The organism is Streptomyces sp. XD-27, from assembly GCF_030553055.1.
In the GTDB taxonomy this organism is placed as follows: Bacteria; Actinomycetota; Actinomycetes; order Streptomycetales; family Streptomycetaceae; genus Streptomyces.
The window spans coordinates 2,125,403-2,150,692 of record NZ_CP130713.1; the positions used below are offsets into that span (position 1 = coordinate 2,125,403).

Annotated in this window: 22 protein-coding genes, 1 other RNA gene and 2 pseudogenes; 12 read left to right on the top strand and 13 right to left on the bottom strand. The window is 73.1% G+C overall.

All coding sequences use genetic code 11. The features are described 5' to 3' along the window. Positions 1 to 21 precede the first annotated feature (21 nt). Positions 22 to 981, top strand: coding sequence for a methyltransferase domain-containing protein (locus Q3Y56_RS09200; protein WP_369696726.1), 960 nt, complete (start codon positions 22 to 24; stop codon positions 979 to 981). A gap of 108 nt (positions 982 to 1,089) precedes the next feature. Here the strand turns inward: Q3Y56_RS09200 and Q3Y56_RS09205 are convergent, their stop codons facing one another. Beyond that, positions 1,090 to 1,281, bottom strand: coding sequence for a hypothetical protein (locus Q3Y56_RS09205; protein ID WP_304461458.1), 192 nt, complete (start codon positions 1,279 to 1,281; stop codon positions 1,090 to 1,092). Positions 1,282 to 1,580: 299 nt separating this feature from the next. Between Q3Y56_RS09205 and Q3Y56_RS09210 the strand changes: the two genes are divergently transcribed. The 4 genes from Q3Y56_RS09210 to Q3Y56_RS09225 all read left to right on the top strand — a co-directional run bounded on the left by Q3Y56_RS09210 (position 1,581) and on the right by Q3Y56_RS09225 (position 5,214). After that, the gene (locus Q3Y56_RS09210) at positions 1,581 to 2,450 is read left to right on the top strand and encodes a helix-turn-helix transcriptional regulator (protein ID WP_304461459.1); all 870 of its coding nucleotides are present in this window, start codon (positions 1,581 to 1,583) and stop codon (positions 2,448 to 2,450) included. After that, positions 2,447 to 3,247 carry an SAM-dependent methyltransferase gene (locus Q3Y56_RS09215; protein ID WP_304461460.1) on the top strand — a complete coding sequence of 267 codons (801 nt, stop codon included), beginning with the start codon at positions 2,447 to 2,449 and terminating at the stop codon, positions 3,245 to 3,247. Before Q3Y56_RS09210 ends, Q3Y56_RS09215 begins: the two co-directional genes overlap by 4 nt. Before the next feature lie 153 nt (positions 3,248 to 3,400). Continuing rightward, entirely contained in the window at positions 3,401 to 3,829 is a 429-nt protein-coding gene (locus Q3Y56_RS09220) for an ImmA/IrrE family metallo-endopeptidase (protein WP_304461461.1), read from the top strand. Next, entirely contained in the window at positions 3,826 to 5,214 is a 1,389-nt protein-coding gene (locus Q3Y56_RS09225; RefSeq protein ID WP_304461462.1) for a site-specific integrase, read from the top strand. Before Q3Y56_RS09220 ends, Q3Y56_RS09225 begins: the two co-directional genes overlap by 4 nt. A 102-nt stretch (positions 5,215 to 5,316) precedes the next feature. Here the strand turns inward: Q3Y56_RS09225 and rnpB are convergent. Together rnpB and Q3Y56_RS09235 are read right to left on the bottom strand one after the other, a co-directional pair. Further along, an RNA gene (gene rnpB / locus Q3Y56_RS09230) (RNase P RNA component class A) lies at positions 5,317 to 5,717 on the bottom strand. Between the two features lie 104 nt (positions 5,718 to 5,821). Further along, entirely contained in the window at positions 5,822 to 7,279 is a 1,458-nt protein-coding gene (locus tag Q3Y56_RS09235; protein ID WP_304461463.1) for an RNB domain-containing ribonuclease, read from the bottom strand. A gap of 357 nt (positions 7,280 to 7,636) precedes the next feature. Here Q3Y56_RS09235 and yaaA point away from each other — a divergent pair, with 357 nt between their 5' ends. Next, positions 7,637 to 8,443, top strand: a complete 807-nt coding sequence (gene yaaA, locus Q3Y56_RS09240; RefSeq protein ID WP_304461464.1) for a peroxide stress protein YaaA — start codon at positions 7,637 to 7,639, stop codon at positions 8,441 to 8,443. A 178-nt stretch (positions 8,444 to 8,621) separates the two neighbouring features. Here yaaA and Q3Y56_RS09245 read toward each other — a convergent pair whose 3' ends face one another. From Q3Y56_RS09245 to Q3Y56_RS09255, 3 genes and pseudogenes are all read right to left on the bottom strand, one after another. Then, a complete protein-coding gene (locus Q3Y56_RS09245; protein ID WP_304461465.1) occupies positions 8,622 to 9,926 on the bottom strand; it encodes a bifunctional RNase H/acid phosphatase in 1,305 nt (434 codons plus the stop codon). After that, positions 9,923 to 10,666, bottom strand: coding sequence for a zinc ribbon domain-containing protein (locus tag Q3Y56_RS09250; RefSeq protein ID WP_304465532.1), 744 nt, complete (start codon positions 10,664 to 10,666; stop codon positions 9,923 to 9,925). Before Q3Y56_RS09250 ends, Q3Y56_RS09245 begins: the two co-directional genes overlap by 4 nt. After that, positions 10,663 to 11,528 (bottom strand): annotated as a pseudogene (locus Q3Y56_RS09255) (Nif3-like dinuclear metal center hexameric protein). Before Q3Y56_RS09255 ends, Q3Y56_RS09250 begins: the two are co-directional and overlap by 4 nt. 523 nt (positions 11,529 to 12,051) lie before the next feature. Between Q3Y56_RS09255 and Q3Y56_RS09260 the strand changes: the two are divergent. Both Q3Y56_RS09260 and Q3Y56_RS09265 read left to right on the top strand, forming a co-directional pair. Further along, positions 12,052 to 13,053: pseudogene (locus Q3Y56_RS09260) on the top strand (hypothetical protein); the annotation flags it as partial. Between the two features lie 850 nt (positions 13,054 to 13,903). Then, entirely contained in the window at positions 13,904 to 14,068 is a 165-nt protein-coding gene (locus tag Q3Y56_RS09265) for a hypothetical protein (protein WP_304461466.1), read from the top strand. A 31-nt stretch (positions 14,069 to 14,099) separates the two neighbouring features. On the opposite strand, the gene Q3Y56_RS09270 is transcribed toward Q3Y56_RS09265, so the two are convergent. The 4 genes from Q3Y56_RS09270 to Q3Y56_RS09285 form a co-directional block, all read right to left on the bottom strand. Then, positions 14,100 to 15,059: a 3-oxoacyl-ACP reductase gene (locus Q3Y56_RS09270; RefSeq protein ID WP_304461467.1), complete on the bottom strand. Its 960-nt coding sequence runs from the start codon at positions 15,057 to 15,059 to the stop codon at positions 14,100 to 14,102. Positions 15,060 to 15,156: 97 nt separating this feature from the next. Next, entirely contained in the window at positions 15,157 to 16,248 is a 1,092-nt protein-coding gene (locus Q3Y56_RS09275) for a Zn-dependent alcohol dehydrogenase (RefSeq protein WP_304461468.1), read from the bottom strand. A gap of 60 nt (positions 16,249 to 16,308) precedes the next feature. Next, entirely contained in the window at positions 16,309 to 17,163 is an 855-nt protein-coding gene (locus Q3Y56_RS09280) for a MaoC/PaaZ C-terminal domain-containing protein (protein WP_304461469.1), read from the bottom strand. Positions 17,164 to 17,454: 291 nt separating this feature from the next. Then, the gene (locus Q3Y56_RS09285) at positions 17,455 to 18,258 is read right to left on the bottom strand and encodes an SDR family NAD(P)-dependent oxidoreductase (RefSeq protein ID WP_304461470.1); all 804 of its coding nucleotides are present in this window, start codon (positions 18,256 to 18,258) and stop codon (positions 17,455 to 17,457) included. 184 nt (positions 18,259 to 18,442) lie between these two features. Between Q3Y56_RS09285 and Q3Y56_RS09290 the strand changes: the two genes are divergently transcribed. From Q3Y56_RS09290 to Q3Y56_RS09305, 4 genes are all read left to right on the top strand, one after another. Beyond that, positions 18,443 to 19,090 (top strand): class I SAM-dependent methyltransferase, encoded by a 648-nt coding sequence (locus tag Q3Y56_RS09290; protein WP_304461471.1) that lies wholly within the window; start codon positions 18,443 to 18,445, stop codon positions 19,088 to 19,090. A gap of 154 nt (positions 19,091 to 19,244) precedes the next feature. Continuing rightward, positions 19,245 to 20,156, top strand: coding sequence for an N-acetylmuramoyl-L-alanine amidase (locus Q3Y56_RS09295; RefSeq protein ID WP_304461472.1), 912 nt, complete (start codon positions 19,245 to 19,247; stop codon positions 20,154 to 20,156). A 174-nt stretch (positions 20,157 to 20,330) separates the two neighbouring features. Next, positions 20,331 to 21,188, top strand: a complete 858-nt coding sequence (locus Q3Y56_RS09300; protein WP_304461473.1) for a hypothetical protein — start codon at positions 20,331 to 20,333, stop codon at positions 21,186 to 21,188. Between the two features lie 130 nt (positions 21,189 to 21,318). Then, entirely contained in the window at positions 21,319 to 22,329 is a 1,011-nt protein-coding gene (locus tag Q3Y56_RS09305; protein WP_304461474.1) for an LLM class F420-dependent oxidoreductase, read from the top strand. 67 nt (positions 22,330 to 22,396) lie between these two features. Here Q3Y56_RS09305 and Q3Y56_RS09310 read toward each other — a convergent pair whose 3' ends face one another. The 3 genes from Q3Y56_RS09310 to Q3Y56_RS09320 all read right to left on the bottom strand — a co-directional run bounded on the left by Q3Y56_RS09310 (position 22,397) and on the right by Q3Y56_RS09320 (position 25,215). Continuing rightward, positions 22,397 to 23,209 (bottom strand): maleylpyruvate isomerase family mycothiol-dependent enzyme, encoded by an 813-nt coding sequence (locus Q3Y56_RS09310; protein WP_304461475.1) that lies wholly within the window; start codon positions 23,207 to 23,209, stop codon positions 22,397 to 22,399. Between the two features lie 165 nt (positions 23,210 to 23,374). Beyond that, the gene (locus Q3Y56_RS09315; RefSeq protein ID WP_304461476.1) at positions 23,375 to 24,457 is read right to left on the bottom strand and encodes a prenyltransferase; all 1,083 of its coding nucleotides are present in this window, start codon (positions 24,455 to 24,457) and stop codon (positions 23,375 to 23,377) included. Then, entirely contained in the window at positions 24,454 to 25,215 is a 762-nt protein-coding gene (locus tag Q3Y56_RS09320; protein ID WP_304461477.1) for a class I SAM-dependent methyltransferase, read from the bottom strand. The genes Q3Y56_RS09315 and Q3Y56_RS09320 overlap by 4 nt, the downstream gene beginning before the upstream one ends. Positions 25,216 to 25,290: the final 75 nt, after the last annotated feature.

Here is a 25,290-nt window from a genome sequence, read left to right on the forward strand (position 1 = left end):
CGGCACCGCCGACGAGCAGCAGTGGCTCGACGCCGCGTACAGCGACACATCACTCGTGACCCGCGTCGGCCCCTCCACGCCGACGACGCCAAGGCCGACGACCACCCGCGCGGACTGCCCACCTCGTCCGCCACCCTGCCGAGCCTCGTCGTCCGCATGTTCCAGCACGCCCGCCTCACCGACGGCGATGAACTACTCGACCTCGGCACCGGGTCCGGCTACGGAACCGCCCTCGCCACCCACAGGCTCGGCGAACGCCGCGTAGTCAGTGTCGATGTCGACCCTGGCCTCGTCATCGCCGCCCGCGACCGCCTCGCCGAGATCAACCAGCGCCCGACAGTCGTCGTTGCCGACGCCACGAAATCCCTACCCGGCGAGTACGACGCCATCGTCGCCACCGTCGGACTCCGCCCCATCCACACCAGCGTGCTCGCCGCCCTGAAACCGGGCGGTCGACTGGTCACCACCATCGCCGGAACCTCGCTGCTCGTCACCGCCCAGAAGGACGAGGACGGCGGAGCAACCGGCCGCGTCGAGTGGGACCGCGCCGGCTTCATGCGCACCCGCCACGAAGACGACTACCCGCCCGGCCTCGACGAGCTGCTCGACACCGCGCGCGAACACGACGGAGACGACGTCACCCGCAGCCCGTACCCCGTCGTCGACGTCGCCAACGCATGGGACCTGCACTCGATGCTCGACGTCACCGCGCCGGACATCGAGCACCACTATGAGGAGACCGACGAGCAGCGCGTCGCACTGATGGCCCACGCTGACGGATCCTGGACCCGCGCCACCGCACGCGGCGACGAGCCCGCCACGGTCCACCAGGGCGGCCCCCGCCGCCTCTGGGACATCCTCGACGAGCTCCGCGGCTACTGGCTGACGAACGGCGAGCTGCCCGTGCGCGGCGCACATGTATGGATCAAGCCCGACGGCACCACATGGCTCGCCCGCGGGAAGTGGCACGTCAAGGTCTGACCCTGGGGCCATACTGCCGCAGAACGCAGTGCCCCCGGCAAGGGCCGTCACACACCCGCCGGGGGCACTGCTCTGGGTATCGCCGTCAGGCATGGGCAGGGTTCTCCGTCACCCCTCACGGCGCCCGTACCGCAGGTTGCTCAGCGCCGTCACAGCCATCGGTGAGAGGCCAATCACGGTAAGGCGGTCGTCGACCCGCCGCGTGAGGATCCAACCCTTCGCCCGCAGGGACGCCACATCCCGCAGGACGTCCCCACCCGCGTCGCCGGCCAGTTCCTCCGCGGTGATGCGGAAGTCCATAGGTCGACCGTACGTCGCCGCAGGTCGGGCTGCGCGACGATCCATCCCAGGCTCACGCACTCACCGCACCGCCACAGGGCGCTGGTCGCCAAACGGAGGTCTGCGGTCCCTGCGGCTGGCCTGTGCGCCCCACTCGCATGCCGCCCCGGTGGCACACGAGTCAGCCGCGGACACGTCGGGCATCGTGACGCGTCCACGCCACTTTCTTTCCTCCACATCTAGCCATTCGGCATATGCCCGTGCTGTACTTCTCACGTCGTTTGGAAATTCCAAAGCAGGCTGTAGGGCGAGGAGGGAAGGTGTCCGACGCACCCAGCCCCGACGTGCTGCGCCAACTTGTCGGCAGGCTGCTGGCCAGATGGCGCAGCCGAGCCGGGCTGAGCCTGGAACAGGTCGTAGCCCAAGCCAAGCCGCATATCCGACTCAGCCCGCCCACCTTGTCCCGGTGGGAGTCCGGCGTGATCCCGACGACGGGCAAAGCGAGGCGGACCAAAATCGAGCCGCTGCTGCGCTTGTACGGGGCCACGGACGATGAGGTCGCCGCCACGCTTCGCCTGGCTGAAAGGGCGGCTGAAAACCCGTGGTGGTACGAGTACCGCGCGGAGCTGCCGGAGTGGACGCGCACAGGCATCGCATACGCCGACTCGGCCACGCTCATCCACGTCTATGAGCCCCACCGCGTGCCGGGACTGCTCCAAACCGCGGACTACGCACGGGCGCTTCTCGGGACGGGACCCGGCGTCGACAGGCGCATCGAGGTCCTGATGCGCCGCCAAGCCATCCTGAACCGTCCGCACCCGCCACAGCTCTGGGCACTCCTTGATGAATCGGTTCTGCGGCGGCAGGTGAGCGACCCGGCCGTCATGCAGCAGCAGGTCAAGCACCTGCTGGAGCTGAGCACCCGCCCAAGGATCACGATCCAGGTGGTGCCGCTCGCCGCGGGTCCCAACCGCCGGACCGCCCAACCGTTCAACATCTTCCGGCTGGCGCCCATCGAGCTGCCGGACGTCGTAGAGCGGCAAATGCTGGACGACCACGATTTCACCGACGATCAGCACACCGTCGCCCAGTACATGGACTGGTGGGGCCAGGCCACGGAGTTCCAAAGCCCGGCAGAGACCCAGTCCCTTCTCTCCGCCATCATCGCCGAATCGGGGGATACAGCATGAGTCTCTACGCGGACGAGCCTCCAACCGCGCAGGTACCGCATCTCTACCAGCGCTTCATGAACGGAAAGGACGCGCGGCCGGCCGACGATGACGCCGCCGCAGCTGTACTAAGCGTCGCTCCGATGGCGGTGGAGATCGCGAAGAACAATCGCTCGTTCATGTTGCGAGCTGTCGACTACCTCGCGAGCGAGGCCGGAATCCGGCAGTTCCTCGACATCGGTTGCGGCCTGCCACACGAGCCCAACCTTCACCACGTTGCACAGAAACACATCCCCGACGCACGGATCGTCTACGTCGACAATCACCGCACAGTCATCACACGGGCCCGAGCGCTGATGACGGACTCCACCCCCGAAGGAACAGTGGAAGTCGTGAAGGCCGATCTCCGTGATCCCCGGGGCATCCTGTCGGCGCCCGAAGTGCAGCGGACACTCGACTTCACTCAGCCCGTCGCCCTGGTGCTCGCCTCCGTGACCCTGTTCATCCCGGACGCCGACGACCCGCACGGGGCGGTCAGGCAACTCATGGAAGCCCTGCCCAGCGGCAGCTACCTCGCACTGTCGCAGGCCACCTACGACTGGTCCAGGGACGTCGTGGCGGCCATCACGCGCACCTACGGAGCAAATGGGTTGGGCGCGTACCCCCGAGACCGGGAGGCCACGCTTGCCTTCTTCTCCAGCCTGGAGTTGGTCGAGCCGGGCCTGGTCGCAACCAACCAGTGGCGACCGACGCCGGAGGCCCCGTTCACCAGGCTCGTCGACTCCTCCATGTGGGCAGGCGTCGGCCGCAAACCGTAGGCAGGAGGCGCCTCGGGCGCCGATGCCTTGACCGAAACAACCTCGGGAAGCGCCCTTCTTGCCGGTTCGAGATCCCCACAAGGTGCACTTCCCGCTCATCAATTCCTTGCCCTTGGGGGATTCAGCATGTCAGCGAGTGGGGTGCGGCCACTCATGCCCGCCGGACTGGAATACGAGCCGGCAGTGGTGCTCGAACAGCTCGGCATTCACATCAAGCACACCTGGCTACGGGACACATGGGGAGCATGGTGCCCCAGTCTCCGAACTATCGTGATCGCCTCCGGCCTCAGCGCCGTGCAGGAACGGTGCATCCTGGCGCACGAGTTGGAGCACGTCTTGGCGGACGATGCCGGCTGCGCCGAAGGTCCGCTCGCGATTCGGCTGGAACGCGCCGCCGACCGCGCTGCCGCCCGCAAGCTGGTCGCCATCTCGGACCTCGCCGAAGTGGCCAAGTGGGCACCCGATGTCCACACCGCCGCGGCGAAGCTGCGGGTCACCGAACGCATGCTGCGGGTCCGTCTCGACGACCTCGAAGGGGAGGGCTGGCCATGGCCGCAGGCTGGATCGAAGATCGCTGGTTGAAGAAGCGCAAGGACCCCGTCACCAAGAAGCGCGAGCGAACCGAGCTCTGGGGCAGCAAGACCAAGCGGTACCGCGTATGCGGCATCCCTGGGGTACGCAAGCGGTCCTTCGACAATCTGGAGGACGCCAAGACGTGGCTCAAATCCGCGTCCACGGACCAGAGCCGCGGATCCCATGTTGATCCCCGCGACGGGGATGTGACGCTCCAGTGGTACGTCGAGAAAAAGTGGTGGCCGACCCTTCGGGTGCCTCCCACCACGAAGGAGACGATGCGTCCACGCGTCTTCAAGCACATCCTTCCGCACGTGGGTCACCTGTCGCTGAACCGCATCGGCTCGGACGAGATCAAGGAGTGGCAGACGCGAGCTGAGGAGGACATCGACGTCGGCACGCTCCGGACCACCTGGCGACACTTCGCATCGATCATGCAGGCGGCCTTCAAGGCGAAACGCATTCCGGCAAATCCGTTCCGCGATGAAGATCTCCAACCGCCGACCGCGCCGAAGAGCAAGGCCAAGGCGTGGACGCGGGCAAGGGTCGCCGCTGTTCGGAAAGCGCTGGATCGGCGGTACCGGATCCTCGTGGACGAGGCTGTCGGGGCGGGCGTGCGGCAGGGCGAAGCGTTCGGGCTCTCGCCGGATGACCTGGATGGGGACGTCATCCACGTCGCCCGGCAGGTCATCAAGGTCGGCGGACGGCTGGCGTTCGCACCGCCGAAGGGCAACAAGGAGCGCGATGCGCCTTGCCCTCCGGAGCTCGCCGAGTCCGTCAAGGCGTACATGAAGGAGTTCGAGCCAGTCGAGGTGACGTTGCCTTGGGTGGACCCGGATCGGCCGAACATGAGGTGGGAGGACCGACCACTGGTAACGGTCCGGCTGTTGGTCACCACCCCGCGCGGGAATGCGATCAACCGGAGCACCTTCGACGAGAAGCAGTGGAAGCCCGCGCTCGTCGAGGCAGGGGTGATCGCTTCTCCCATCGTGACAGTTACCCCCCGGCCCGGGAAGCCCTCGCTTCGCCGAGTGAAGTGGAACATGCCGCGGGAAGACGGCTTCCACGTCCTCAGGCACACGTTCGCATCGATCGTGTTGGCCGCGGGCGAGACCATCCAGCAGCTGGCCGACTGGTTGGGCCACTCCGATCCAGCCTTCACTTACCGGACGTACGTGCACTTCCTGCCGGAGTCCGGACATCGGGCATTGGAGGTACTTGGTACGTGGATCACCGGAGGGACTTCGGCCCCCGCGGCAAAGGCCCCTTCCGCGGGAGACTCTCAGCAGGACGTCTCCGTCATCATCGCGGCGCTGGCAGAGATCACGGCCGGGGCGGACGTACCAGGGCCGCTCCGGGAACGCCTCACGGCGGTGCTGTCGACGGCAGCGTGACTGGTCGATGCGCGGACCGGCGCCGCAACCCCCTCAGAACCCCCTCCGGTGCGCTCTGGACAGACACTGCGAGCTCTTTGAGCAGGTGAGAGACACAGGCGGCGGACGAGTCGGCCTGTACGCCGGGTTCTGTCTCCCAGGGGCCTTGCGGCCCGTGGGGAGGCGGCCATCCATCTAGGGCCGGTGTTGCCACCGGCCTCGTGCGGTCTACCCGCGGACTCGGGCGGGCAGCCCTCGGTCGTCCGCGCAGAGCCGTCAGCCGACGGCTCCTCTTGACCTTGCTCCGGGTGGGGTTTACCGAGCCGTCCGAGTCACCTCGGACGCTGGTGGTCTCTTACACCACCGTTTCACCCTTACCGGGCGCCTCACGGCCCCCGGCGGTCTGTTTTCTGTGGCACTGTCCCGCGGGTCACCCCGGGTGGGTGTTACCCACCACCCTGCCCTGTGGAGCCCGGACGTTCCTCGGCGGGGTTGGACCCCGACGCGGCCGCCCGGCCGGCTCGTCCGCCGTGTCGACCATGCTACCCGCAGGAAAGGGGCTGGTCGGACCGGGCCGCGCGACAGCTGTCGGGAGCTGCGGTCGGGGGCCACGGTCGCACCGGGGTGGTCACGCCGGTGCGAAGCGGACCTTCGCCCGGCCCGGGTCCGCCGCCAGCACCCTGACCCGCAGCCGGTGGCCGAGCGGGAGCGGTGGGCCCGCCGGGTCGGCGTCCACGCGGCCGACCACCGCGGGGTCGTAGAGGTGGACCGTGCCTCGGGTGGGTTCGTCCTCCCGTACGTCCACGACGTAGCCGTCGAAGACCTCGCCCACGCGGTGGTGCAGCACCGCCGCCTCCACGAGGTCCACGCATTCGCGCTCCGCCTCGTTGGCGCGGGCCGCGCCGGCCGCCATCTCGCCGGGCAGTGCCGTGAGGGCGGCGCGGACCCACTCCGGGGGCTCGGCGCCGTCCGCGGCGGCCAGGCACAGCTCGCCGGTGTAGCGGTCGGCCAGTCGGCGCAGCGGCGCGGTGCAATGGGCGTAGTCGTCGGCGAGGGCGGCGTGCTGGGCGCGGGCGCGGTCGGGCGGGTCGCCGTCGAAGGCGGTGTATCCGGCGCCGCGCAGCAGCGCGGTGCACTCCTGGAGGAAGGCCGCGTGCTGGGGGCGGGCCGGGTCGAGGGAGCGGACGACCTCCGCGTACGACGTGCCGTGCGGCCAGTCCACGTCGAGTGCGGCGGCGACCCGCCGCAGCCGCCCGACCGCGCCGCTGGGCGCGGCGGGCAGGGTGCGGAGGATGCCGGTGCCCGCGGTCAGCATGAGGTCGGCGGCGGCCATGCCGGTCATGAGGGAGAGCTGCGCGTTCCATGATTCGGCGGGGAGCGGCGCCTGGTAGGCCAGGGCGTAGCCGTCGCCGTGCGGCTCGATCCGCTGCTCGGGGACGAGAAGCGAGATACCGCCGCGCGCCCGCTCCAGCTCCTCGCGCAGCCGGCCGATGTCGCGCAGGAGGGACAGCGGCTCCTCGGCGGCCCCGCTGTCGATCTCGCGCTGGACGCCCGCGTAGTCCAGCCGGGCCCTGCTGCGTACCAGTGCGCGTCGTACGTGCGCGAAGACCAGTTCGCCGAAGTCGTCGAGGTCGAACTGCCACAGCAGCGCGGGCCGGTCCCGGTCCGGGAGCAGGCTGGCCGCGTCCTCGCCGAGAACGTCGGGGTGGAGGGGGATCCGGCCGTCGGGGAAGTAGTACGTCAGGACACGCCGGTGCGCCTCGGTGTCGAGGGCCCCGCCGGGGACGACGAACGCCGCGACGTCGGCGATGGCGTAGTGGATCCGGAAGCCGCCACCCGGGCGCAGGGCCAGGAACATCGCCTGGTCCAGGTCCTTCGAACCCGGCGGGTCGATGGTGAACAGCGGGATGTCGGTGGCGTCGGCCAGGTCGGGGAGCGGCCGGTGATGGGCGGCCACCGCCTCGGCCTCGGCCAGCACCGGCGGCGGGAACGCACCCGGCAGCCCCAGCTCGCCGCGCAGCGCCCGCAGGGCGGCGCGCAGCTCGGCGCCCTGCGTCTCGGGGATCCGCATCGGTCGGCGGGGCATGGCACCGAGCGTAGGCGCGGGCCGCCGTCCCGGCACGGCGAGGCGGGGCGGGGCGGGGCTCACAGGGCGGTGGGGGTGGGGCAAGCCGGGCCGCCCAGGCGGGGGGCTCGCGGCACGGCGCCTGCGGGCGGGCTCGCCGCATGACGCGGGCCGGTCAGCCTCGCCGCACGGCGCGGGGCCCCGAGGCGGCCGCGGGCACGTCTCGGGGAGCGGTCGCGGTTCGGCCGCGGCCCGGCGAGGGCCTAGGCTGCCTCGGGGCCGCCGCCCCGCCTCCGTACCGTGTGTGAAGCCGCGTCCGTACGGCGCCTCCGTACCGCGTGTGAACCCGCGTCCGTACCGTCTGTGAAGGAGTCCAACGTGCTCGTGCTGCTGCCGCCGTCCGAGGGGAAGGCCGCGGAGGGGTCCGGGAGTCCGCTCGACCTCGGTTCGCTGTCGCTGCCCGAGCTGGGCGAGGCGCGGGCCCGGGTACTCGACGAGCTGGTGTCGCTGTGCACGGGAGACGGGGACCAGGCAGCCAAGGCCGCCGAGGTGCTGGGGCTCAGCCAGGGGCTGCGGGGCGAGGTCGGCAAGAACGCCGCGCTCCGCACCGCCGCGACCCGGCCCGCCGGGGAGATCTACACCGGCGTGCTGTACGACGCGCTGGGCCTGGCCACGCTGGACGCCGCCGCCCGGCGGCGCGCCGAGCGGTCGCTGCTGGTGTTCTCCGGTCTGTGGGGTGCGGTGCGGATCGGCGATGCCATCCCGTCCTACCGCTGCTCGATGGGCGTGAAACTGCCGGGCCTCGGGGCGCTCGGCGCGTACTGGCGGGCGCCGATGGCAGAAGTCCTGCCGCAGGCGGCGGGCGAGGGCCTGGTGCTGGACCTCCGCTCGGCGGCGTACGCGACAGCCTGGCGCCCCAAGGGCGCGGTCGCGGGCCGTACGGCGTCGGTGCGCGTACTCCAGTCCAAGATCGTGGACGGCGTGGAGAAGCGGACGGTCGTCAGCCACTTCAACAAGGCGACCAAGGGGCGGCTGGTACGGGATCTGCTGCTGGCGGGCGCGGCTCCGGCTGATCCCGCGGAGCTGGTCGACACGCTGCGCGAGCTCGGGTACGCCGTGGAGGCGACCGCTCCGGCACGGTCGGGCGCGGCCTGGGCGCTGGACGTCATCGTCACGGAGCTCTGACGCCCGTCGGGGAGCTCCGACGCCCGTCGGTGGCGCGGCGGCTCGCCCTCTCGCCGTGCCACGACCGCCGTGCCACGACGGCGACCGGGCAGGGCACGGTGCGGCCGTCCCGTACCAGGCGTCGGCCGACGCCCGGCACCGGTCGCCGGTCGGCGATCGGTGCCGCGCGTCGGGCTCGTCAGCGCAGGTGGGACGTGTCGTTCAGCAGCCGCACGCTCGCGTTGCCGTCCGCGTAGTACGCCACCACCGAAAGCGACGCCGCCGCGAGTTCCATCCGGAACAGCGACTCCGGCGGCGCCCCGAGGGCCAGCCGGACCAGCGTCTTCACCGGGGTCACATGCGTGACGACCAGCACCGTCTTGCCCGCGTAGCGCGCGATGAGCTTGTCGCGGGAGAGGGCCACGCGGCGGGCGACCGCGGCGAAGCTCTCGCCGCCGCCGGTCGGCGCGGCCTTCGCCGAGCGGAGCCAGGCGTCCAGGTCGTCCGGGTACCGCTCACGTACCTCCGCGAACGTCAGCCCCTCCCACGCGCCGAAGTCCGTCTCGCGCAGCCCCTCGTCGATGCGGACGTCGAGCCCGAGCCGGGCCGCCACGGTCTCCGCGGTCTCCCGGCAGCGCCGGAGCGGTGAGCTGACGACGGCCTGGACGGTGCCGCGCGCGGCAAGCACCGCGGCGGCCTGCTCGGCCTGGCGGCGCCCGGCGGGCGAGAGCTCGGGGTCCGTGCCGCCGCTGCCGGAGAAGCGCTTCTCGGGGGTGAGCGCCGTCTCGCCGTGCCGGAGCAGGACCAGCGTGGCGGGCGCGCCCAGGTCGGCGGGGGCGGCCCAGCCCACGGGCGGGGCCGCGGGCGCCTGCGCCTCGGCAGGGGACGTGACCTGCGGCTCGGCGGCGGCCGTGGCCTCCACCGGGTGGGTGGTGCGGTCGGCCGGAGCCGGGACGGCCACCGCCCGTGCGCCGCGATCGGCGCCCGCGGCGGCCCCAGGCCCACTCGCGGTAGCCAGCGCGCTCGTCGCACCCGCCGTACCCACCGCACCCACGGCGCCCGACACCGCCGTCCTGGGCCGCCACTGGCCGCCCTTCGCCCCGGCGTCCATCGCCTCGTTGGCGAGTCGGTCCGCGTGCTTGTTCTTCTCGCGCGGGATCCACTCGTACGTCACCTGGCCGGCCGGGAAGACGGTCTTCGCCTCCGCCGCCAGCGGCTGCATCGCCGGGTGCTTGATCTTCCAGCGGCCCGACATCTGCTCCACGACGAGCTTGGAGTCCATCCGGACCCGCACCCGCGCCTCGGGGTCCAGGGCGTGGGCGGCGCGCAGCCCCGCGATCAGACCGCGGTACTCGGCGACGTTGTTGGTGGCCGTGCCGATGTACTCGGCGGCCTCGGCGAGCGGCTCGCCCGTCGCCGGGTCCAGGACGACGGCTCCGTAGCCCGCGGGCCCCGGGTTGCCCCGGGACCCGCCGTCCGCCTCGACGACGAACTCCCGCATCACAGCCCCGATTCGGGCGTGCGGACCAGGATGCGGCGGCAGTTCTCGCAGCGCACCACGGCGTCCGGGGCGGCGGCCCGCACCTCGTTGACCTCGGTGATGTTCAGCTCCAGGCGGCAGCCCTCGCAGCGGCGCTGGTAGAGCCGGGCCGCGCCGACGCCGCCCTGCTGCGCGCGCAGCTTGTCGTAGAGCTTCAGCAGGTCGTCCGGGATGGTGCCGGCGATGACCTCGCGCTCCTTGGTGACGGTCGCGGTCTCGGCGTCGATCTCCTCGGCGGCGGCGTCCCGCCGGGCCGTGGCGTCGTCGGCCTTCGCCTGGACGGACTCGACCCGGCCGGTCAGCTCGGCGACCCGCTCCTGGACGGACTCGCGGCGTTCCATGACCTCCAGGACGATGTCCTCCAGGTCGCCCTGGCGCTTGGCGAGCGAGGCGATCTCGTGCTGGAGGTTCTCCAGGTCCTTGGGCGAGGTGACGGTGCCGGAGTCGAGGCGCTTCTGGTCGCGGGCGGCCCGCTGGCGGACCTGGTCCACGTCCTGCTCCGCCTTGGTCTGCTCGCGGGCGGTGTCGCTCTCCTCGGTCTGCGCGGCGACCAGCAGGTCGCGCAGCTGCGTCAGATCGGCGTTCAGGCTCTCGATCTCGGCGTGCTCGGGCAGGGTCCGGCGCTTGTGCGCGAGCTGGGAGAGCCGGACGTCCAGGGCCTGGACGTCGAGGAGGCGGATCTGGTCGGCGGGCGCGGCGTTCAGTGTGGGGCTCCTGGTGTGTGGGTGGGGACAGAGGGCACCGCCTGAGCAGTGCGGCCGGTCCAGGGGTCGGTGACCGTACGGGAGACATGGGTACGCAGGCCCCAGCCGTGCCGGTCGGAGATCTCGTCGAGCTGGGCGGCCGCCTGCTCGGTCCAGGGCCACTCGGTGGCCCAGTGGGCGGCGTCCACCAGCCCGAGCGGGCTGTGCTGGCTGGCCTCGGAGGCGGGGTGGTGGCGCAGGTCGGCGGTGAGATAGGCGTCGACGCCCGCCGCGCGCACCTCGTCGAAGAGGCTGTCGCCAGAGCCGCCGCAGACGGCGACCGTGCGGACCTGGCGGTCCGGGTCGCCGGCGAAGCGGATGCCCTGCGCGGTGGCGGGCAGCCGCTCGGCGGCCCGCTGGGCGAACTCGGCGAGGGTCTGCGGGACTTCGAGCTCGCAGATACGGCCGAGGCCGCGGCGGCCCGCCGGGTCGCCCGGGTCGGGGACGAGGGGGCCGGTGATCCGCAGGTCGAGCGCGCCGGCGAGGGCGTCGGAGACGCCGGGGTCGGCGCGGTCGGCGTTGGTGTGCGCGACGTGCAGGGCGATGTCGTGCTTGATCAGGGTGTGGACGACACGGCCCTTGAAGGTGTCGGCCGCCACGGTGGTCGTACCGCGCAGATACAGCGGGTGGTGGGTGATCAGCAGGTCGGCGCCGAGCCGGATCGCCTCGTCGGCGACCTCCTGCACCGGGTCGACCGCGAAGAGCACCCGGCCGACCTGGGCCTGCGGGTCGCCGCAGACGGTGCCGACGGCGTCCCACTGCTCCGCCCGCTCGGGGGCCAGAGAGTGTCGAGCGCGGCGAGGACGTCGATGAGTGCGGGCACGGGTCAGAGGTTACCTCCCGGGCACGTCCGCGCGCCGCCCGCGCCTGCGGCCCCGCGACCAGGGCGGCCCCGCGGCCACGGCGGCGCCACGACCACGAAGGCCCCCACGACACGACGGCGCCACGACCACGACGGCCCCCGCGACGCGGCGACCACGACGGCCCGCCACCACGAGGGCCCCGCGATCACGGCGGACCGCGCGACCACGGACCGGCACGGGGCTCGTGTCCGCTCACCGTCGGTGACCGCCGCCCGGGGCGGCGCCCCGGAGGCGCCCCGGAGTGACCGGAGTGAAACGGGACCGCCGGGGCAGGCTTACTGTCCGCTCAGCGTATTGCGCACTCCCAGGCGCCCCCTGACCCCGCCCGAGCGCCTGTGACCACGGGTTTCGCCCGCAGCACACACACCGCCGCCGCTTCAGGCGAATCGGGCGGCGGCCACCCTTATGTGTGAACGCCCGCAACTTGCCTGGTTCGCCTGGAAGTGCGAAAACTACGTTCTGCAGCCGGAGGTGACGTTCACCATGACGGCCTGTGCCATCGAGACCGCCCCGGACAGCAGCAGCGGCGACGCCACGCGGACGCCGCGCACGGGGCTCACGATCACGGCGGACGGTTCGTACGCCGCCCGGCTGGCGCTCTGCGGCGCCACCGGCAACTGGTACCCGGAGCGCTGGACGCTGGGCGGCCCGGAGCCCTACGCGGTGCCGCTGCCCGGTACGCAGCCCGAGGAGCCCGACAGCGAGGTGCAGCCGCTCGCGGACGGGCGGGTGCTCATCCGCCGCCGGGTCGCGGACCGCCACACGTTCTCGCTGCTCTACCCCACCGGCCCGGACACCGGCGAGCGGCCGCTGGGTGCCGTCGACTGCCCGGAGGTGTCGCTGCTGCCGCCCGCGCCGTGCGGCAGCGTGGCGTTCGCGCTCGGGCACGGCCCGGAGACGACCTCGCTGTGGCTGGTGCACGACGGCGGCGAGCCGCGGCGGGTGGCCGAGATCCCCGGGCGCTGTACGGGCGGGTCCTGGCTGGACCGTACCGGCGGGCTGCTCGCCCTGGACCGGGAGCTCGACGGCCGCACGAAGACCGTCGCCGTCGATCTGCGGCGCGGCGGCCGGACCACCCCGCTGCTGCAGATCACAGAGAGCAGCGAGGACCGTCTGCTGCTGGCCGACCCGGACAGCGGTCTGCTGCTCGTACGGTCCGACGCGCCCGGCGACGAGCGGCTGGGGTGGGGCGTGCTGGGCAGCACGCTCCCGGTGCGGTTCCCGGAGTGCCTGCGGCTGGCCGACGCGGCGGCGACGCCCTTCGCCGTGCAGCCGGGCCAGGTACTGACGCCCGAGCGGTGCGCGGTCGCCTTTCGCGTCGACGGCGCCGACGGGTCGTGGATCGGGCTGTGGCGCCCCGCCGAACGGCAGTTACGACGGCTCGCGCCACCGGCCGGGTGGCTGGCGGGCGCGGGGCTGTGGACCCGCGAGGGCGAACTGCTGCTGCCGTACGCGACGGAGGCCGTGCCGTGCGGCCTGGCCCGCGCCCGCCGCCAGACTCCGGCCCGTACGGCCGGGCAGGCTCCGGCCCGTACGGCCCGGCGGACTCTGGTACGGGCGGACCGGCAGACGTCCCTGCGGATGGACCAGCAGCCGTCGCTGCGGATGGACCGGCAGGCCGCGGTGCGGATGGACGGGCAGGCCGCGGTGCGTGCGGAGCCGCACACCGCGGCGCGTACGGAGCGGCAGGCCCCGCTGCGGACCGCCCTGCACGCCGCGGTGGGTGACGACCGGCAGGCTCCGCCGCGTACGGAACCGCACACCGCGGCGCAGCCGGGCACGGAGGCGACGCCGAGCGGTCCGGCGCGGCCAAGCGGCGTGGCGGGGAGGGCCGTTGGGGCGCAGCGGCCGGGCGGTTGGGAGGCCGTCGCCCCGTTCGCCGCCGCGGCAGGGGCCGTTCCCCTGGCTGTGCCGGACGCCGGAGCGGGCGCGGGACACGGACGGCCGGCGGGGGCCGAACACGGGCAGTCGGCCGATACGGCCCATGACCAACCGGCCGATGCGGGCCACGCGCAGCCGGCGGATACCGGGCACGGGCAGCCGACCGCCGCGGAGCCGACCGGCACGGCCCGGCCGGTGCCGCTCCAGCAAGCCCCCATGGCGCAGGCCGCGCAGGCCCGTTAGTCCGGCGCCGCCCCCCGGAGCGCGCCCTGGACTCGCTTCGCGATCACTGGCGTGGATACACTCCTGCGGGGGGCTGTGCGGCCATACGTTCTGTTCGCCATCGATGCGGTTGCCGTACCGGTGTTGTCACAGGACTTTCCGATGGCGCATGGACATGGGTCGTGGTGGGCCTCCCGTACCCAGCAGGACCGATGTGACGGAGTGACTTCCCATGTCCGAAGCCCAGGCCGACACCACCGCGACGCGCTCGCAGCAGACGGCGGCGCCGATGCCCGCGGGAGCGGGGCGGCACCGTGGTCTTCAGGCCGCGTCCGAGGACACACAGGCGCCCGTTCTCGGCAGGCACCGGCGGCCCGCCCAGACGCCGACCTCCTGAGGCCGGTCCCCCGGGGCCCGGCGGAAGGTGCTCAGCCGCGCGCCAGGCCCAGCACGTCGACCGCGGCGAACGACTCGCCCGGCGGCCGCGCGTCGTAGTACGGGGTGAGCAGCTCGTCCAGCTCCGCCACGGTGAACACGTCCTTGGCCGTGTCGAACTTGGCCGCCACCTTGGGCCGTTCCAGCACGGCGACCATTCCGCCGTGGACCACGAACAGCTGACCGCTGACCTTCGCGGCCGCGGGCGAGGCGAGGTAGCCGACGAGCGGGGCGACGTGTTCGGGCGCGAGCGGGTCCGGCCCGGCCGCCTCCCCCGGATCCCCCGCCCGGCCCGTCGGCACGGCCGCGAAGACGTCCTCGGTCATCCGGGTGCGGGCGCGCGGGCAGATGGCGTTCGCCGTCACGCCGTAGCGGGCGAGCGCGGCGGCCGTGGAGGTGGTGAGGCCCACGATGCCGCCCTTGGCCGCCGCGTAGTTGGGCTGTCCCGGTGATCCGGCCAGGAACGCCTCGGAGGCGGTGTTCACGATCCGGCCGTGGACCGGGCCGCCCGCCGCCTTGGCGCGCTGCCGCCAGTGGGCGGCGGCGAAGCGGGTGGTGTTGAAGTGGCCCTTGAGATGGACGCGGATGACGGAGTCCCACTCCTCCTCCGACATCGAGAAGACCATCCGGTCGCGGAGGATGCCCGCGTTGTTGACCAGGATGTCGAGCGCGCCGTAGGTGTCGACGGCCAGCTCCACCAGCGCGCGGGCCTGCGCGAAGTCGGCCACGTCGCCCGCGTGGGCCAGTGCGCTGCCGCCCGCCGCGCGGATCTCGGCCGCGACCTGCTCGGCGGGGGCCGGCGACGCCGCCCCGGAGCCGTCGCGCCCGGGCACGCCGTGGTCGTTGACGACGACGTGGGCGCCCAGCCGGGCCAGTTCGAGGGCTTCGGCGCGGCCGAGGCCGCGTCCGGCACCGGTGACGATCGCGGTCCTGCCCTGTAATACGGGTGACACGGCCTCCCCGGACACGGCCCCGGACACGGCCCCGGATACGGCCTCCCCTGACACGGCCCTCCCTTGCGACCCGCTCTCTCCCCGCACCAGAGCCTCCTCAGATCTCGATGCAGGTGCGCAGCGCCGCGCCCGTCCGCATCTGGTCGATCGCGTCGTTGACCTCGCCCAGCCGCACCCGGTGGGTGATCAGCCCGCGCAGGTCGATCCGGCCCGCGCGCCACAGCGCGATGGCCCGCTCGTAGCTGCGCAGCACGTTCCCGCCGCCGTACAGCGACGGCAGGATGCGCTTCTCGTCGAAGAACAGCTCGAACATGCTGATCCGGAGGAAGTCGTCCAGCGCCCCCGCCCCGACGACGCACAGGGTGCCGCCGCGCCGGGTGGCGTCGTAGGCGGTGCGGGCGGTGGCGGAGGTGCCGACGACCTCGAAGACGTAGTCGAAGCCCTCGCCCGCGGTGACCCGGTTGCGGGCGTCGGCCAGCGCGTCGGGGGCGACCGCCTCGGTGGCGCCGAAGCGCAGGGCCGCCTCGCGCCGGGACTCGACGGGGTCGACGGCGACGATCTGCGCGGCGCCCGCGGCCCTGGCCCCCTGGATGGTGCTGATGCCCACGCCGCCGCAGCCGATGACCGCGACGGACGAACCGGCCTCGACATTCGCGGTGGTGAGGGCGGCGCCGAGGCCGGTGGTCACCCCGCAGCCGATGAGCGCCGCGATGTCGAACGGGACGTCGTCGGGGATCGGCACGGCGCAGCCCGCGCCGATCACGATCTCCTCGGCGAAGGTGCCGGTGCCCGCGAAGCCGAAGACGTCGCGGGAGCGCGCCTCGCCGCCGGACCGCTTGAAGTTGGGCGTCCCCGCGTTCATGAACCCGGTCAGGCACAGGTGGGTCTGGCCGCGGCGGCAGGCCGGGCAGCCGCCGCAGGCGGGCAGCCAGCACACCAGCACCCGGTCGCCCGGACTCAGGCCCGTCACCCCGTCGCCGACGTCGACGATCTCGCCCGCGCCCTCGTGGCCGGGGACGAAGGGCACCGGCTGCGGCAGGACCCCGTTCATCGCGGACACGTCGGAGTGGCAGAGCCCGGTGGCCCGTACGCGCAGCCTGACCTTGCCGGGACCGAAGCCCGTGGGCTCCACGTCGTCGAGGACTTCGAGCTTGTCCTGCCCTGTCTCGTGCAGTACGGCTGCGCGCACGGTGCGCTCCTCTCGTACGGTCGGGCGGATGCCACATCAGGTCGTACGGTCCAGCGGATGTCAGGTGTGCTCGACCACCGTGTCGGCGAGGACCGGCGCGTCATCCCTCTCCACCGCGGTGACGGACGCCTGGACGCGGGTCTCGTCCCGCCACAGCCGCAGGCGCAGGGTCTCGCCGGGGAAGACGATCCCGGCGAACCGGGTGGCATAGGAGCGGACCCTGCCCACGTCCCCGTCGAGGACGGTGTCCACCACGGCCTTCAGCGCCATGCCGTACGTGCACAGGCCGTGCAGGATCGGCTTGTCGAAGCCCGCGCGGGCGGCGAACTCCGGGTCGGCGTGCAGCGGGTTCCAGTCCCCGGAGAGGCGATAGAGCAGGGCCTGGTCCTCGCGGACGGGCCGCAGCAGGGTGTGGTCGGGCTCGCGGGCGGGGAGGTCGAGCCGCTGCGAGGGGCCGCGCTCGCCGCCGAAGCCGCCTTCTCCCTTGACGAAGATCTGGGTGTCGCAGGTCCACAGCGGCCCGTCGGCGTCCGCGGCGGCGCCGCGCAGCACGATGACCGCGGCCTTGCCCTTGTCGTAGACGGCGGCGACACGCGAGCTCTGGGTGGCGGTTCCCCGCACGGGGATGGGCCGGTGCAGCTCGACGCGCTGGCCGCCGTGCAGGACGGCGGCGAGGTCGACCTCGATCCCGGGCGCGGAGAGCCCGCCCGCCAGGGCCATGCCTCCGCCCGCGACGGTCGCGAAGCTGGGCAGCACATGGAGCCTGCTCTCCAGGGTGTAGCGGAGCTCGGCGGGGTCGGTGGCCGGGCTGCCCGCGCCGATGCCGAGGTGGTAGAGCTGGACGTCCTTGTGGTCCCAGGCGATCTCGGTGCTGCGGGGGTCGGCCGCGATGGCCTTGGCGGCGTCGATGGGCATCGGGTGAGCGCTCCTTGGCCGGGGGTACGGGTCCGAAGACCCCGGCCCGTCCGTCCGCACCGTCGGCCGTGCCGGGGCCGTGATCGGTCGGCCTGCCCGCGCGCAACTGGAACGCGTTCTAGCCGATGGCCCATGTATAGCCCATCCCTCCGGGACTGGGAAGGCTGCTGACGCCCCGTCAGCCACCTGGCGGATGCCGGGCCTTTCCGGCCCGGCAGCCTCGCCATGGACCCGCCGGCTCCATGGACCCACGCTCGCCAGGGCCGGTCGCGGGCTCACGTCCGCAGGTACTCACGTCCGCAGGTACGAGGCCCCGTTGAGGTCCAGCACCGTGCCCGAGCTCCACTGGGCCTGCGGCGATGCCAGCCACAGCACGGCCGCCGCGACCTCCTCCGGCCGCGCGACCCGGCCGAACGGGCTCTGGCCCTTGATGGCCTCGCCCTCCGCCCCGCCGAGCCGGTGGGCGACCCGGTCGGTGTCGATGAAGCCCGGTGCGACGGAGGTGACCGCGATGCCGTGCGGGGCGAGGCCCACCGCCAGGGACTGGCCCAGCGCGTGCACGGCCGCCTTCGTCGCCCCGTAGGCCGGGTGGTCCGGCTCGCCCCGGAAGGCGCCGCGCGAGCCGACGTTGACGATGCGGCCGCCCCCGCCCTGGTCGATCATGCGGCGCGCGGCGAGCTGGCTGAGGTTGGCGGTCGCCACCAGGTTGACCGCGATCTGCCGCTGCCAGACGGCCGTCCACTCCTCGTACGGGGTGTCGGCCGGCGGGTGCGCGGGCGCGGCCGCCGCGGCGTTGTTCACCAGGACGTCGATGCCGCCGAGCGCGTCCGCCGCCGCGTCCGTCAGCCGCGCGGTCTCCCCCGCGTCCGTCAGGTCCGCGCTCAGCAGCACGTGTCCGGTGCCCTCCAGCGCGGCGAGGGTGGCCTCGGCCTCGTCCTTGCGGGTGCCGTAGTGGACCGCGACCCGGTCGCCGTTGGCCGCGAACGCCCGCGCCACGGCCCGGCCGACCCCGCGGGACGCGCCGCTGACCAGCACGCGGCGCCCTGTGCCGGGGAATCCGGGGTCGTCGGCTCCGGCGTCAGGGAAGGGGCTCATGACTGTTCTCCCGTCTCTCCAGCCGCGGATGCGGTCCACCCGCGGCGGTATGCCATGCCTAGCACCCCCGCCGAGGCGGGCCGAGCCGGGGCGCGGTCCGGCGGGCGCGGGCCCGGGGCGCCGTCCGGCCGTCGCGGACCGTACGGCAGCATGGGCGCGAGCCGTTGGACCAGGAGGAACAGACATGGCCCCCAAGCCTGAGATCCTCGCCGCTTTCGAGGCGGCGAAGGGCTTCATGCCCGCAGACGAGGGCCTGGCCCTGTACGAGGCGGCGGAGGCGGCCGCCCCGCTCGGGCTGCCGCTGCTGGAGGTCGGCACGTACTGCGGCCGTTCCACGATCCTGCTGGCCGACGCCGCGCGGGCGGCCGGCACCGTGGCCGTCACCGTCGACCACCACCGGGGGTCGGAGGAGCAGCAGCCGGGCTGGGAGTACCACGACCCGACCGTCGTCGACCCCGAGGTCGGGCTGATGGACACCCTGCCCACCTTCCGCCGCACCCTGCACGCCGCCGGCCTCGAAGAGCACGTGATCGCCATGGTGGGCCGGTCGCCGCGGGTCGCGGCCGTCTGGAACACCCCTTTGGGACTGGTCTTCATCGACGGCGGGCACACCGACGAGCACGCCACCGCCGACTACGAGGGCTGGGCCCCGCATGTCGCGCCCGGCGGACTGCTGGTCATCCACGACGTGTTCCCGGACCCGGTGGACGAGTGGACGGGCCAGGCCCCGTACCGGATCTACCGCCGTGCCCTGGAGTCGGGCGCGTTCACCGAGGTGTCGGCGACCCGCTCGCTGCGCGTGCTGCGCCGGGTGCCGGGGACTGCCGTCTGACGGGCACCGCCTGAGCCGGGCGGAAGCGGCCGGGCGGCGGGAGCGGTAAGGCCGCAGGAGCGCGTAAGTTCTCGGGAGCCGCCAGGCGGCCGGGCGGTGGACCCCGCCGAGGCGCTCACACGGGCGCGTCGGCACTGCGGCTACCATCGCCCGGATGTCGAACGGCAGCACTCCCCCCACCAAGAGCCGCCTGCGCGGCACCCTCGTCACCCTGGCCGCCCTGGCGCTCGTCTGCGGCGCGGGCTGGCTGGTGTGGTCCGCCATCGGCGACCATGGCGCGCGGGACGGCGACGACGCACGGCCCGCGGTGAGCCACGGACCGACCACTCCGGAGAATGCCGACGACTCCGACCACTCGGATGACTCCGACAACTCCGACGCCTCGGGCAAGGGCAGCCTCAAAGGCAAGGTCGTGGTGATCGACCCGGGCCACAATCCGCAGAATCGCCGACACCCCTCCGAGATCGCCCGCCTCGTCGATATCGGCACGAACAAGAAGGAATGCGACACCACCGGCGCGGCCACTAATTCCGGTTATGCCGAAGCGTCCTTCACGCTCGACGTCTCACGGCGCGTCCGCGAGATCTTGGAAACGCGGGGCGCGAAAGTGGTCTTCACGCAGGACGACGACCGGCCGTTCGGCCCGTGTGTGGACGAGCGGGCCGCGATCGGGAACCGGGCGCACGCGGACGCCGCCGTCTCGGTCCACGCGGACGGCGCCGGTTCCGGGGACCGGGGCTTCCACGTCATCGCGCCCGCCACCGTGCGCGGCGGCGGCGCCGACACCTCCGCGATCGCCGCACCGTCCCGTACCCTCGCCCGGCACCTCATCAGGGAGTTCGGCGACGCGACCGATGCCAAGCCCGCCAACTACCTCGGCGGCGGCACCGGATTGACCGTCCGCGACGATCTCGGCGGCCTCAACCTCTCCACGATTCCCAAAGTGTTCATCGAGTGTGGCAATATGCGCGACCCGAAGGACGCGAAGCTGATCACCGACGCGGCGTGGCGCCAACGGGCGGCGCAAGGGATCGCGCAGGGCATTACGGACTTCTTGCGGGGGTAAGGCGGGCAATAGGTCCGCGGCGCGAAACGGCACCGTAACGGGGAGATACCGAGAGGACGACCCGGCGGGTCCGCCGATAGATTCCCCCGTACGATGGGAACCACCCCCGCGCCAAGCACCTCGTGTACCGGCGACAGCAACCCGATAACCAACGAGACGACTAAGGACCAAACGTTGAACATCCGCTCTCTCACTCGAGGCGACGGCGTGGTGATCGGAGCAGCGGTGTTGCTGTTCATCGCCTCGTTCCTTGACACCTTCGACGGCGGTGGCGACGACGTCCCCACCGCCTGGGACAACGGCAATCTCCTGATGAGCGTGTATCTGGCCGGCATCATCGGCGCCGGGCTCATCGTGGCGGGCGGCGCCATGTTCCAGGGCCGCAAGATCATCGGCCTCGACCTCGGGCAGTTCGGCATCGGCTTCACCGTCGCCGCCGCCTGGAGCTCGCTCGGCGCGATGTTCGACACCACCCAGTCCTTCAACGTCATTTTCGAGGGCGAGCTCGGGCGCGGCGAATCGCCCGACGCCGGCACGGGCCTGATCTTCGGCCTGATCGCCGCCCTGGTCCTGGCCGCCGCCGCGGTCGCGACGCCGATCGTGCCCGCCCTCAAGGCCCCGCTGATGGGCGCCGGCGGCCCCGCGCCCGCCCCGACCCCGTACGGCGGCCCCGCCGCCCCGCAGCAGGGTGGCTACGGCTACCCGAACGCCCAGCAGGCCGGTGCCCCCTTCGGTCAGCAGCAGCCGCAGCCCTTCGGCGGCCAGCCGGCGCAGCCCGGTCCGGCCGCGGGGGCCGGTGCCGCGCAGCCCGCTCCGGCGGCCGGCGGCTCCGCGGACTTCGCGCCGTTCTGGTTCGCGGTTCCGGTGGCCCGCCCGCTGTACGCGGAGGACGGCTCCTCGACGACCATCGCGGAGCTGGCCCCCGGCACCTGGTACCTGGCGGTGGAGCAGCGCGGTCAGGCGCTCGTCGCCCAGACCCAGGACGGCCGCCGCGGTGTGCTCCAGGACACCACGGGCATCCAGCGCGGCTGATCACGTCATAGCGCAACCTCGGCCCCTCGCCCGGTCACGGGCGGGGGGCCGTTGCCATTCCCGCGCCGGGTCCGTACAGTCCGTAGCCCCCTAAGCTGACACACCGTCAAACGACTGCGGAGGCAACGGCATGCGGCTCGGCCTGGCGCTCGGATACTGGGGGCGCGGCCCCGACCCGCACCACCTCCGACTGGCCCTGTACGCCGAAGAGCTCGGCTACCACTCCGTATGGACCGCCGAGTCCTGGGGGTCCGACGCCTTCACCCCGCTCACCTGGATCGCCGCCCGGACCAGCCGGATCCGGCTGGGGACGGCCGTGGCCCAGATGGCCGCGCGGACCCCCACCGCCACCGCCATGCACGCCCTCACGCTCGACCATCTCAGCGGCGGTCGGCTGCTGCTCGGACTGGGGCTGTCCGGGCCGCAGGTCGTCGAGGGCTGGTACGGGCGGCCGTTCCCGGCGAGTCCGCTGACCGCGACCCGGGAGTACGTCGACGTGGTACGGCAGGTGCTGCGCCGTCAGGGTCCGGTGCGGCTCGACGGCCGCTTCCACGCGCATCCGTACGCGGGCGAGGACGGCACCGGGCTCGGTCGGCCGCTCAAGCCGATCACGCACCCGCTCCGTTCCGACCTGCCCGTCCTCCTGGGCGCGGAGGGGCCCAAGAACATCGCGCAGACGGCGCGGATCGCGGACGGCTGGCTGCCGCTGTACTGGTCGCCGCATCGCGCGGAGCTGTACGAGGCGGCGCTGGCGGCCGCGCCCGAGGGCTTCCTCGTCGCGCCCCTGGCCCAGGCCCGGCTCTGCGCCGACGTCGCGGAAGGGCTGCGGCCGGTCAAGGCGATGCTCGGCTTCTACATCGGCGGCATGGGGCACACCGCCCGGAACTTCCACGCCGATCTGATGGCTCGGATGGGTTTCGAGGACGAAGCCCGGCACATCCAGCGGCTGTTCCGCGAAGGCCGCCGCGCGGAGGCCGTGGACGCGGTGCCGGACGCCTTCGCCGACGAGATCTCGCTGGTGGGGCCGCGGGAACGGATCGCGGAGCGGCTGGCGCTGTGGCGTGCCGGCCCGGTGACGGACCTGCTGGTCACCGCCCCGGACCCGGACACGCTGCGGGTGCTCGCCGAACTCAACGGCTGAGGTTCGAGTGTTTCCGACTGTTGAGGCTCAGCCAGTGGCGCCGCCCCCGGGCCACCCGCACCGCCCGTCAGCCGAAGCTGACGTTCTCCATCCATACGTCGAGCACCGTGGCATCGCCCAGCACCTCGACGCGGTCGCTGTCCGCGGGCAGCCGCCGGAAGAACACGCGCAGCACGTCGGCCATCGGGCCGCGCAGCGCGACCGTGGCCTTCTTGTGCGACCGGCTCCAGGCGAACCCCTCGCCGTCCAGCTCGATCGTCCACTCGGCCGCCGTCTCCGGGGCGGCGTCGGTGGCGTGGAGGTGGATGCTGCCACCGGCGGCGGCGCGCAGCCCGGACAGCTTGGGGGAGATCACGGGGCCCGCCGGGCCGCCCAGGATCTCCAGCCATTCGTCGACCGCGTCGGCCTCCACCTCCGGGTCGGCGGCGAACTCCCGCCCCGCGGCGAGCGCGGCGTCCGCCCGGTGCACCAGCGTCTCGTGCACCATCCGGCGCGCCCAGAAGCCCGCGGTGCCCGCCGGGGTCCAGGTCCACACCAGGGCCTCGGGGCCCGCCGCGCGGAGCGTCCCGGTGAGGAGCCGGGCGCCCTCGGCCAGCCACGCGTCCAGTGCGGCCGGGTCCTCGCCGCCGGGCCCGGGCACCCCCGGGACCTCGTCCTGCGGCACGAACGCCGTGGCGCGCGTGCGCACTATCGTCTCCGCCCAGCGGTGCGCGCCGCCCACATGGCGGGCCAGGTCGGCGAGGCTCCAGTCCGGGCAGGTGGGAACGGTCGCCGACAGATCGGCGCCGGCGAGGTCGGCGCGCAACTGGTCGGTCTGCGCGAGGATTTCGGCGCAGTAGCGGTCGTGGCCCAAACGGCGGTCAGGTCCCTGGAAGGTCATGGTCGCAAGCGTAGGCGCTGCCACTGACAACCCGTCGGCGCGTGGCGGCGGGGAACGCTTGTCCGGGCGGCTGCCCGGAGCGGCTACCCGGGGCTGACGGCACCAGCCCCGGCACGGCCTCCGGAGCCGATGTGGCGGCCCGGGGCCGATGTGGCGGCCCCGGAGTCAGCAGCAGCCCGACTCCAGGCCCGTCGGCAACCGTTCCCCGCCGAAGACCGCCGTGGTCGCCTCGTCACCGCCGAGCGCCGCGACCGCCAGCAGCAGCGAGCCCGCGGTCCACGCCGTGCGCTCCTCGGGCCAGACGACGCCGTCGTCGAAGACGTACCCCGTCCAGTACATCCCGTCCTCGGCGCGCAGGTGCGGCTGGATCCACTGGAGGATGTCGACCGCGCGGTCCGACTCGCCCATGGCCCACAGGGCGAGCGCCAGTTCGCAGCTCTCGCCGCCGGTCACCCAGGGGTTGGGGATGACGCAGCGCACGCCCAGGCCGGGGACGACGAAGCGCTCCCAGCCCTCCTCTATGCGCTGCTTGGCGGCGGCCCCGGTGAGGGCGCCGCCGAGGACCGGGTAGTACCAGTCCATGGAGTAGCGGTCCTTGGCGAGGAACCGCTCGGGGTGGCGGCGGATGGCGTGGGCGAGCAGCCCGGTGGAGACCTCCCAGTCGGGCTGGGGTTCCTCGCGGTGCTCGGCGATGGCCAGCGCGCAGCGCAGCGCCTGGTGGATGGAGGAGCTGCCGGTCAGCAGGGCGTCGGTGTCGGCGCCGCCGTCCGCGTTGCGCCGCCAGCCGATCTGGCCGCCGGGCTGCTGGAGGGCCAGGACGAACTCGACGGCGGCGACGACGGTCGGCCACATGCGGTCGAGGAAGGCGTCGTCGCCGGTGGAGAGGTAGTGGTGCCAGACGCCGACGGCGATGTACGCGCAGAAGTTGGTCTCGCGGCCGCTGTCGGTGGGGTGGGCGGTGTCGACGCCGTCCGGGGTGTCGGGGTAGGCCGCGTACCAGGAGCCGTCCGGGTTCTGGTGGGCGGCGAGCCAACGGTAGGCGGCCTCGGCACGCTCGTGCTCGCCCGCGGCGTCGAGTGCCATGGCGGCCTCGATGTGGTCCCACGGGTCGAGGTGGTGGCCGCGGAACCACGGTATGGCGCCGTCGGCGCGCTGTACGGACGCTATGCCCGCGACCGTGCGGGCGGCCTGGTCGGCGGTGAGGACGCCGGGCAGGACGAGGCGTTCGGTACGGCCTGGCGTCGTCATGCCCCCGCCCGACCGGTCGCGTCGGCCGCGGCGTCCCCCGCGGGCAGGTGCGGCTTGGTGGCGTAGGCCACGAAGCTCTTGCCGATCAGCGGGTTGAGCGCCTGCTCGGCGAGCCGGGTGGCCAGCGGCTTCTTCATGATGTCCCAGACCAGCAGCTTGTGGTACGCGCGGACGGGCAGGGCCTTGTCGTTGTCCACGCCGAAGGCGCACTTGAGCCACCAGTACGGCGAGTGCAGCGCGTGCGCGTGGTGGGTGCCGTAGGGGCGCAGCCCGGCCTCGCGCATCTTGGCGAGGAGTTCCTCGGCGCGGTAGATGCGGATGTGGCCGCCCTCGACCTCGTGGTACGCGTCCGACAGCGCCCAGCAGACCTTCTCCGGCCCGTAGCGCGGCACGGTGACCGCGATCCGGCCGCCGGGCCTGAGCACGCGGACCATCTCGGCGAGCACGCCCTTGTCGTCCGGGATGTGCTCCATCACCTCGGAGATGATGACGACGTCGAAGCTGTCGTCGGGGAAGGGCAGGGCGAGCGCGTCGCCTTCCATGGCGGTGGCGGTGGCGCCTTCGGGGGCCTCACCGGCCTCCTTCATGGCGGCGAACCACTTGGCGACCTCTCGTATCTCGTCGCCGTTGCGGTCGAGCGCGACGACGTGCGCGCCGCGCCGGTAGCACTCGAAGGCGTGCCGCCCCGCGCCGCACCCCAGGTCGAGGACGCGGTCGCCGGGGGCGAGCGGGAAGCGGGAGAAGTCGACGGTCAGCAATGGGGTCTGCTTTCGTCCGGCGGGTGGCAGGCGGTCGGTCGGGGCGGGCGGGGGGGGGACGGCGGACCGGGCGGG

Coding starts and splice junctions, on each gene's coding strand:
- Q3Y56_RS09205 (WP_304461458.1), bottom strand. CDS start 1,281: ATGGACTTCCGCATCACCGCGGAGGAACTGGCCGGCGACGCGGGTGGG.
- Q3Y56_RS09215 (WP_304461460.1), top strand. CDS start 2,447: ATGAGTCTCTACGCGGACGAGCCTCCAACCGCGCAGGTACCGCATCTC.
- Q3Y56_RS09220 (WP_304461461.1), top strand. CDS start 3,401: ATGCCCGCCGGACTGGAATACGAGCCGGCAGTGGTGCTCGAACAGCTC.
- Q3Y56_RS09235 (WP_304461463.1), bottom strand. CDS start 7,279: ATGCCCCGCCGACCGATGCGGATCCCCGAGACGCAGGGCGCCGAGCTG.
- Q3Y56_RS09265 (WP_304461466.1), top strand. CDS start 13,904: ATGTCCGAAGCCCAGGCCGACACCACCGCGACGCGCTCGCAGCAGACG.
- Q3Y56_RS09280 (WP_304461469.1), bottom strand. CDS start 17,163: ATGCCCATCGACGCCGCCAAGGCCATCGCGGCCGACCCCCGCAGCACC.
- Q3Y56_RS09285 (WP_304461470.1), bottom strand. CDS start 18,258: ATGAGCCCCTTCCCTGACGCCGGAGCCGACGACCCCGGATTCCCCGGC.
- Q3Y56_RS09290 (WP_304461471.1), top strand. CDS start 18,443: ATGGCCCCCAAGCCTGAGATCCTCGCCGCTTTCGAGGCGGCGAAGGGC.
- Q3Y56_RS09295 (WP_304461472.1), top strand. CDS start 19,245: ATGTCGAACGGCAGCACTCCCCCCACCAAGAGCCGCCTGCGCGGCACC.
- Q3Y56_RS09305 (WP_304461474.1), top strand. CDS start 21,319: ATGCGGCTCGGCCTGGCGCTCGGATACTGGGGGCGCGGCCCCGACCCG.
- Q3Y56_RS09310 (WP_304461475.1), bottom strand. CDS start 23,209: ATGACCTTCCAGGGACCTGACCGCCGTTTGGGCCACGACCGCTACTGC.
- Q3Y56_RS09315 (WP_304461476.1), bottom strand. CDS start 24,457: ATGACGACGCCAGGCCGTACCGAACGCCTCGTCCTGCCCGGCGTCCTC.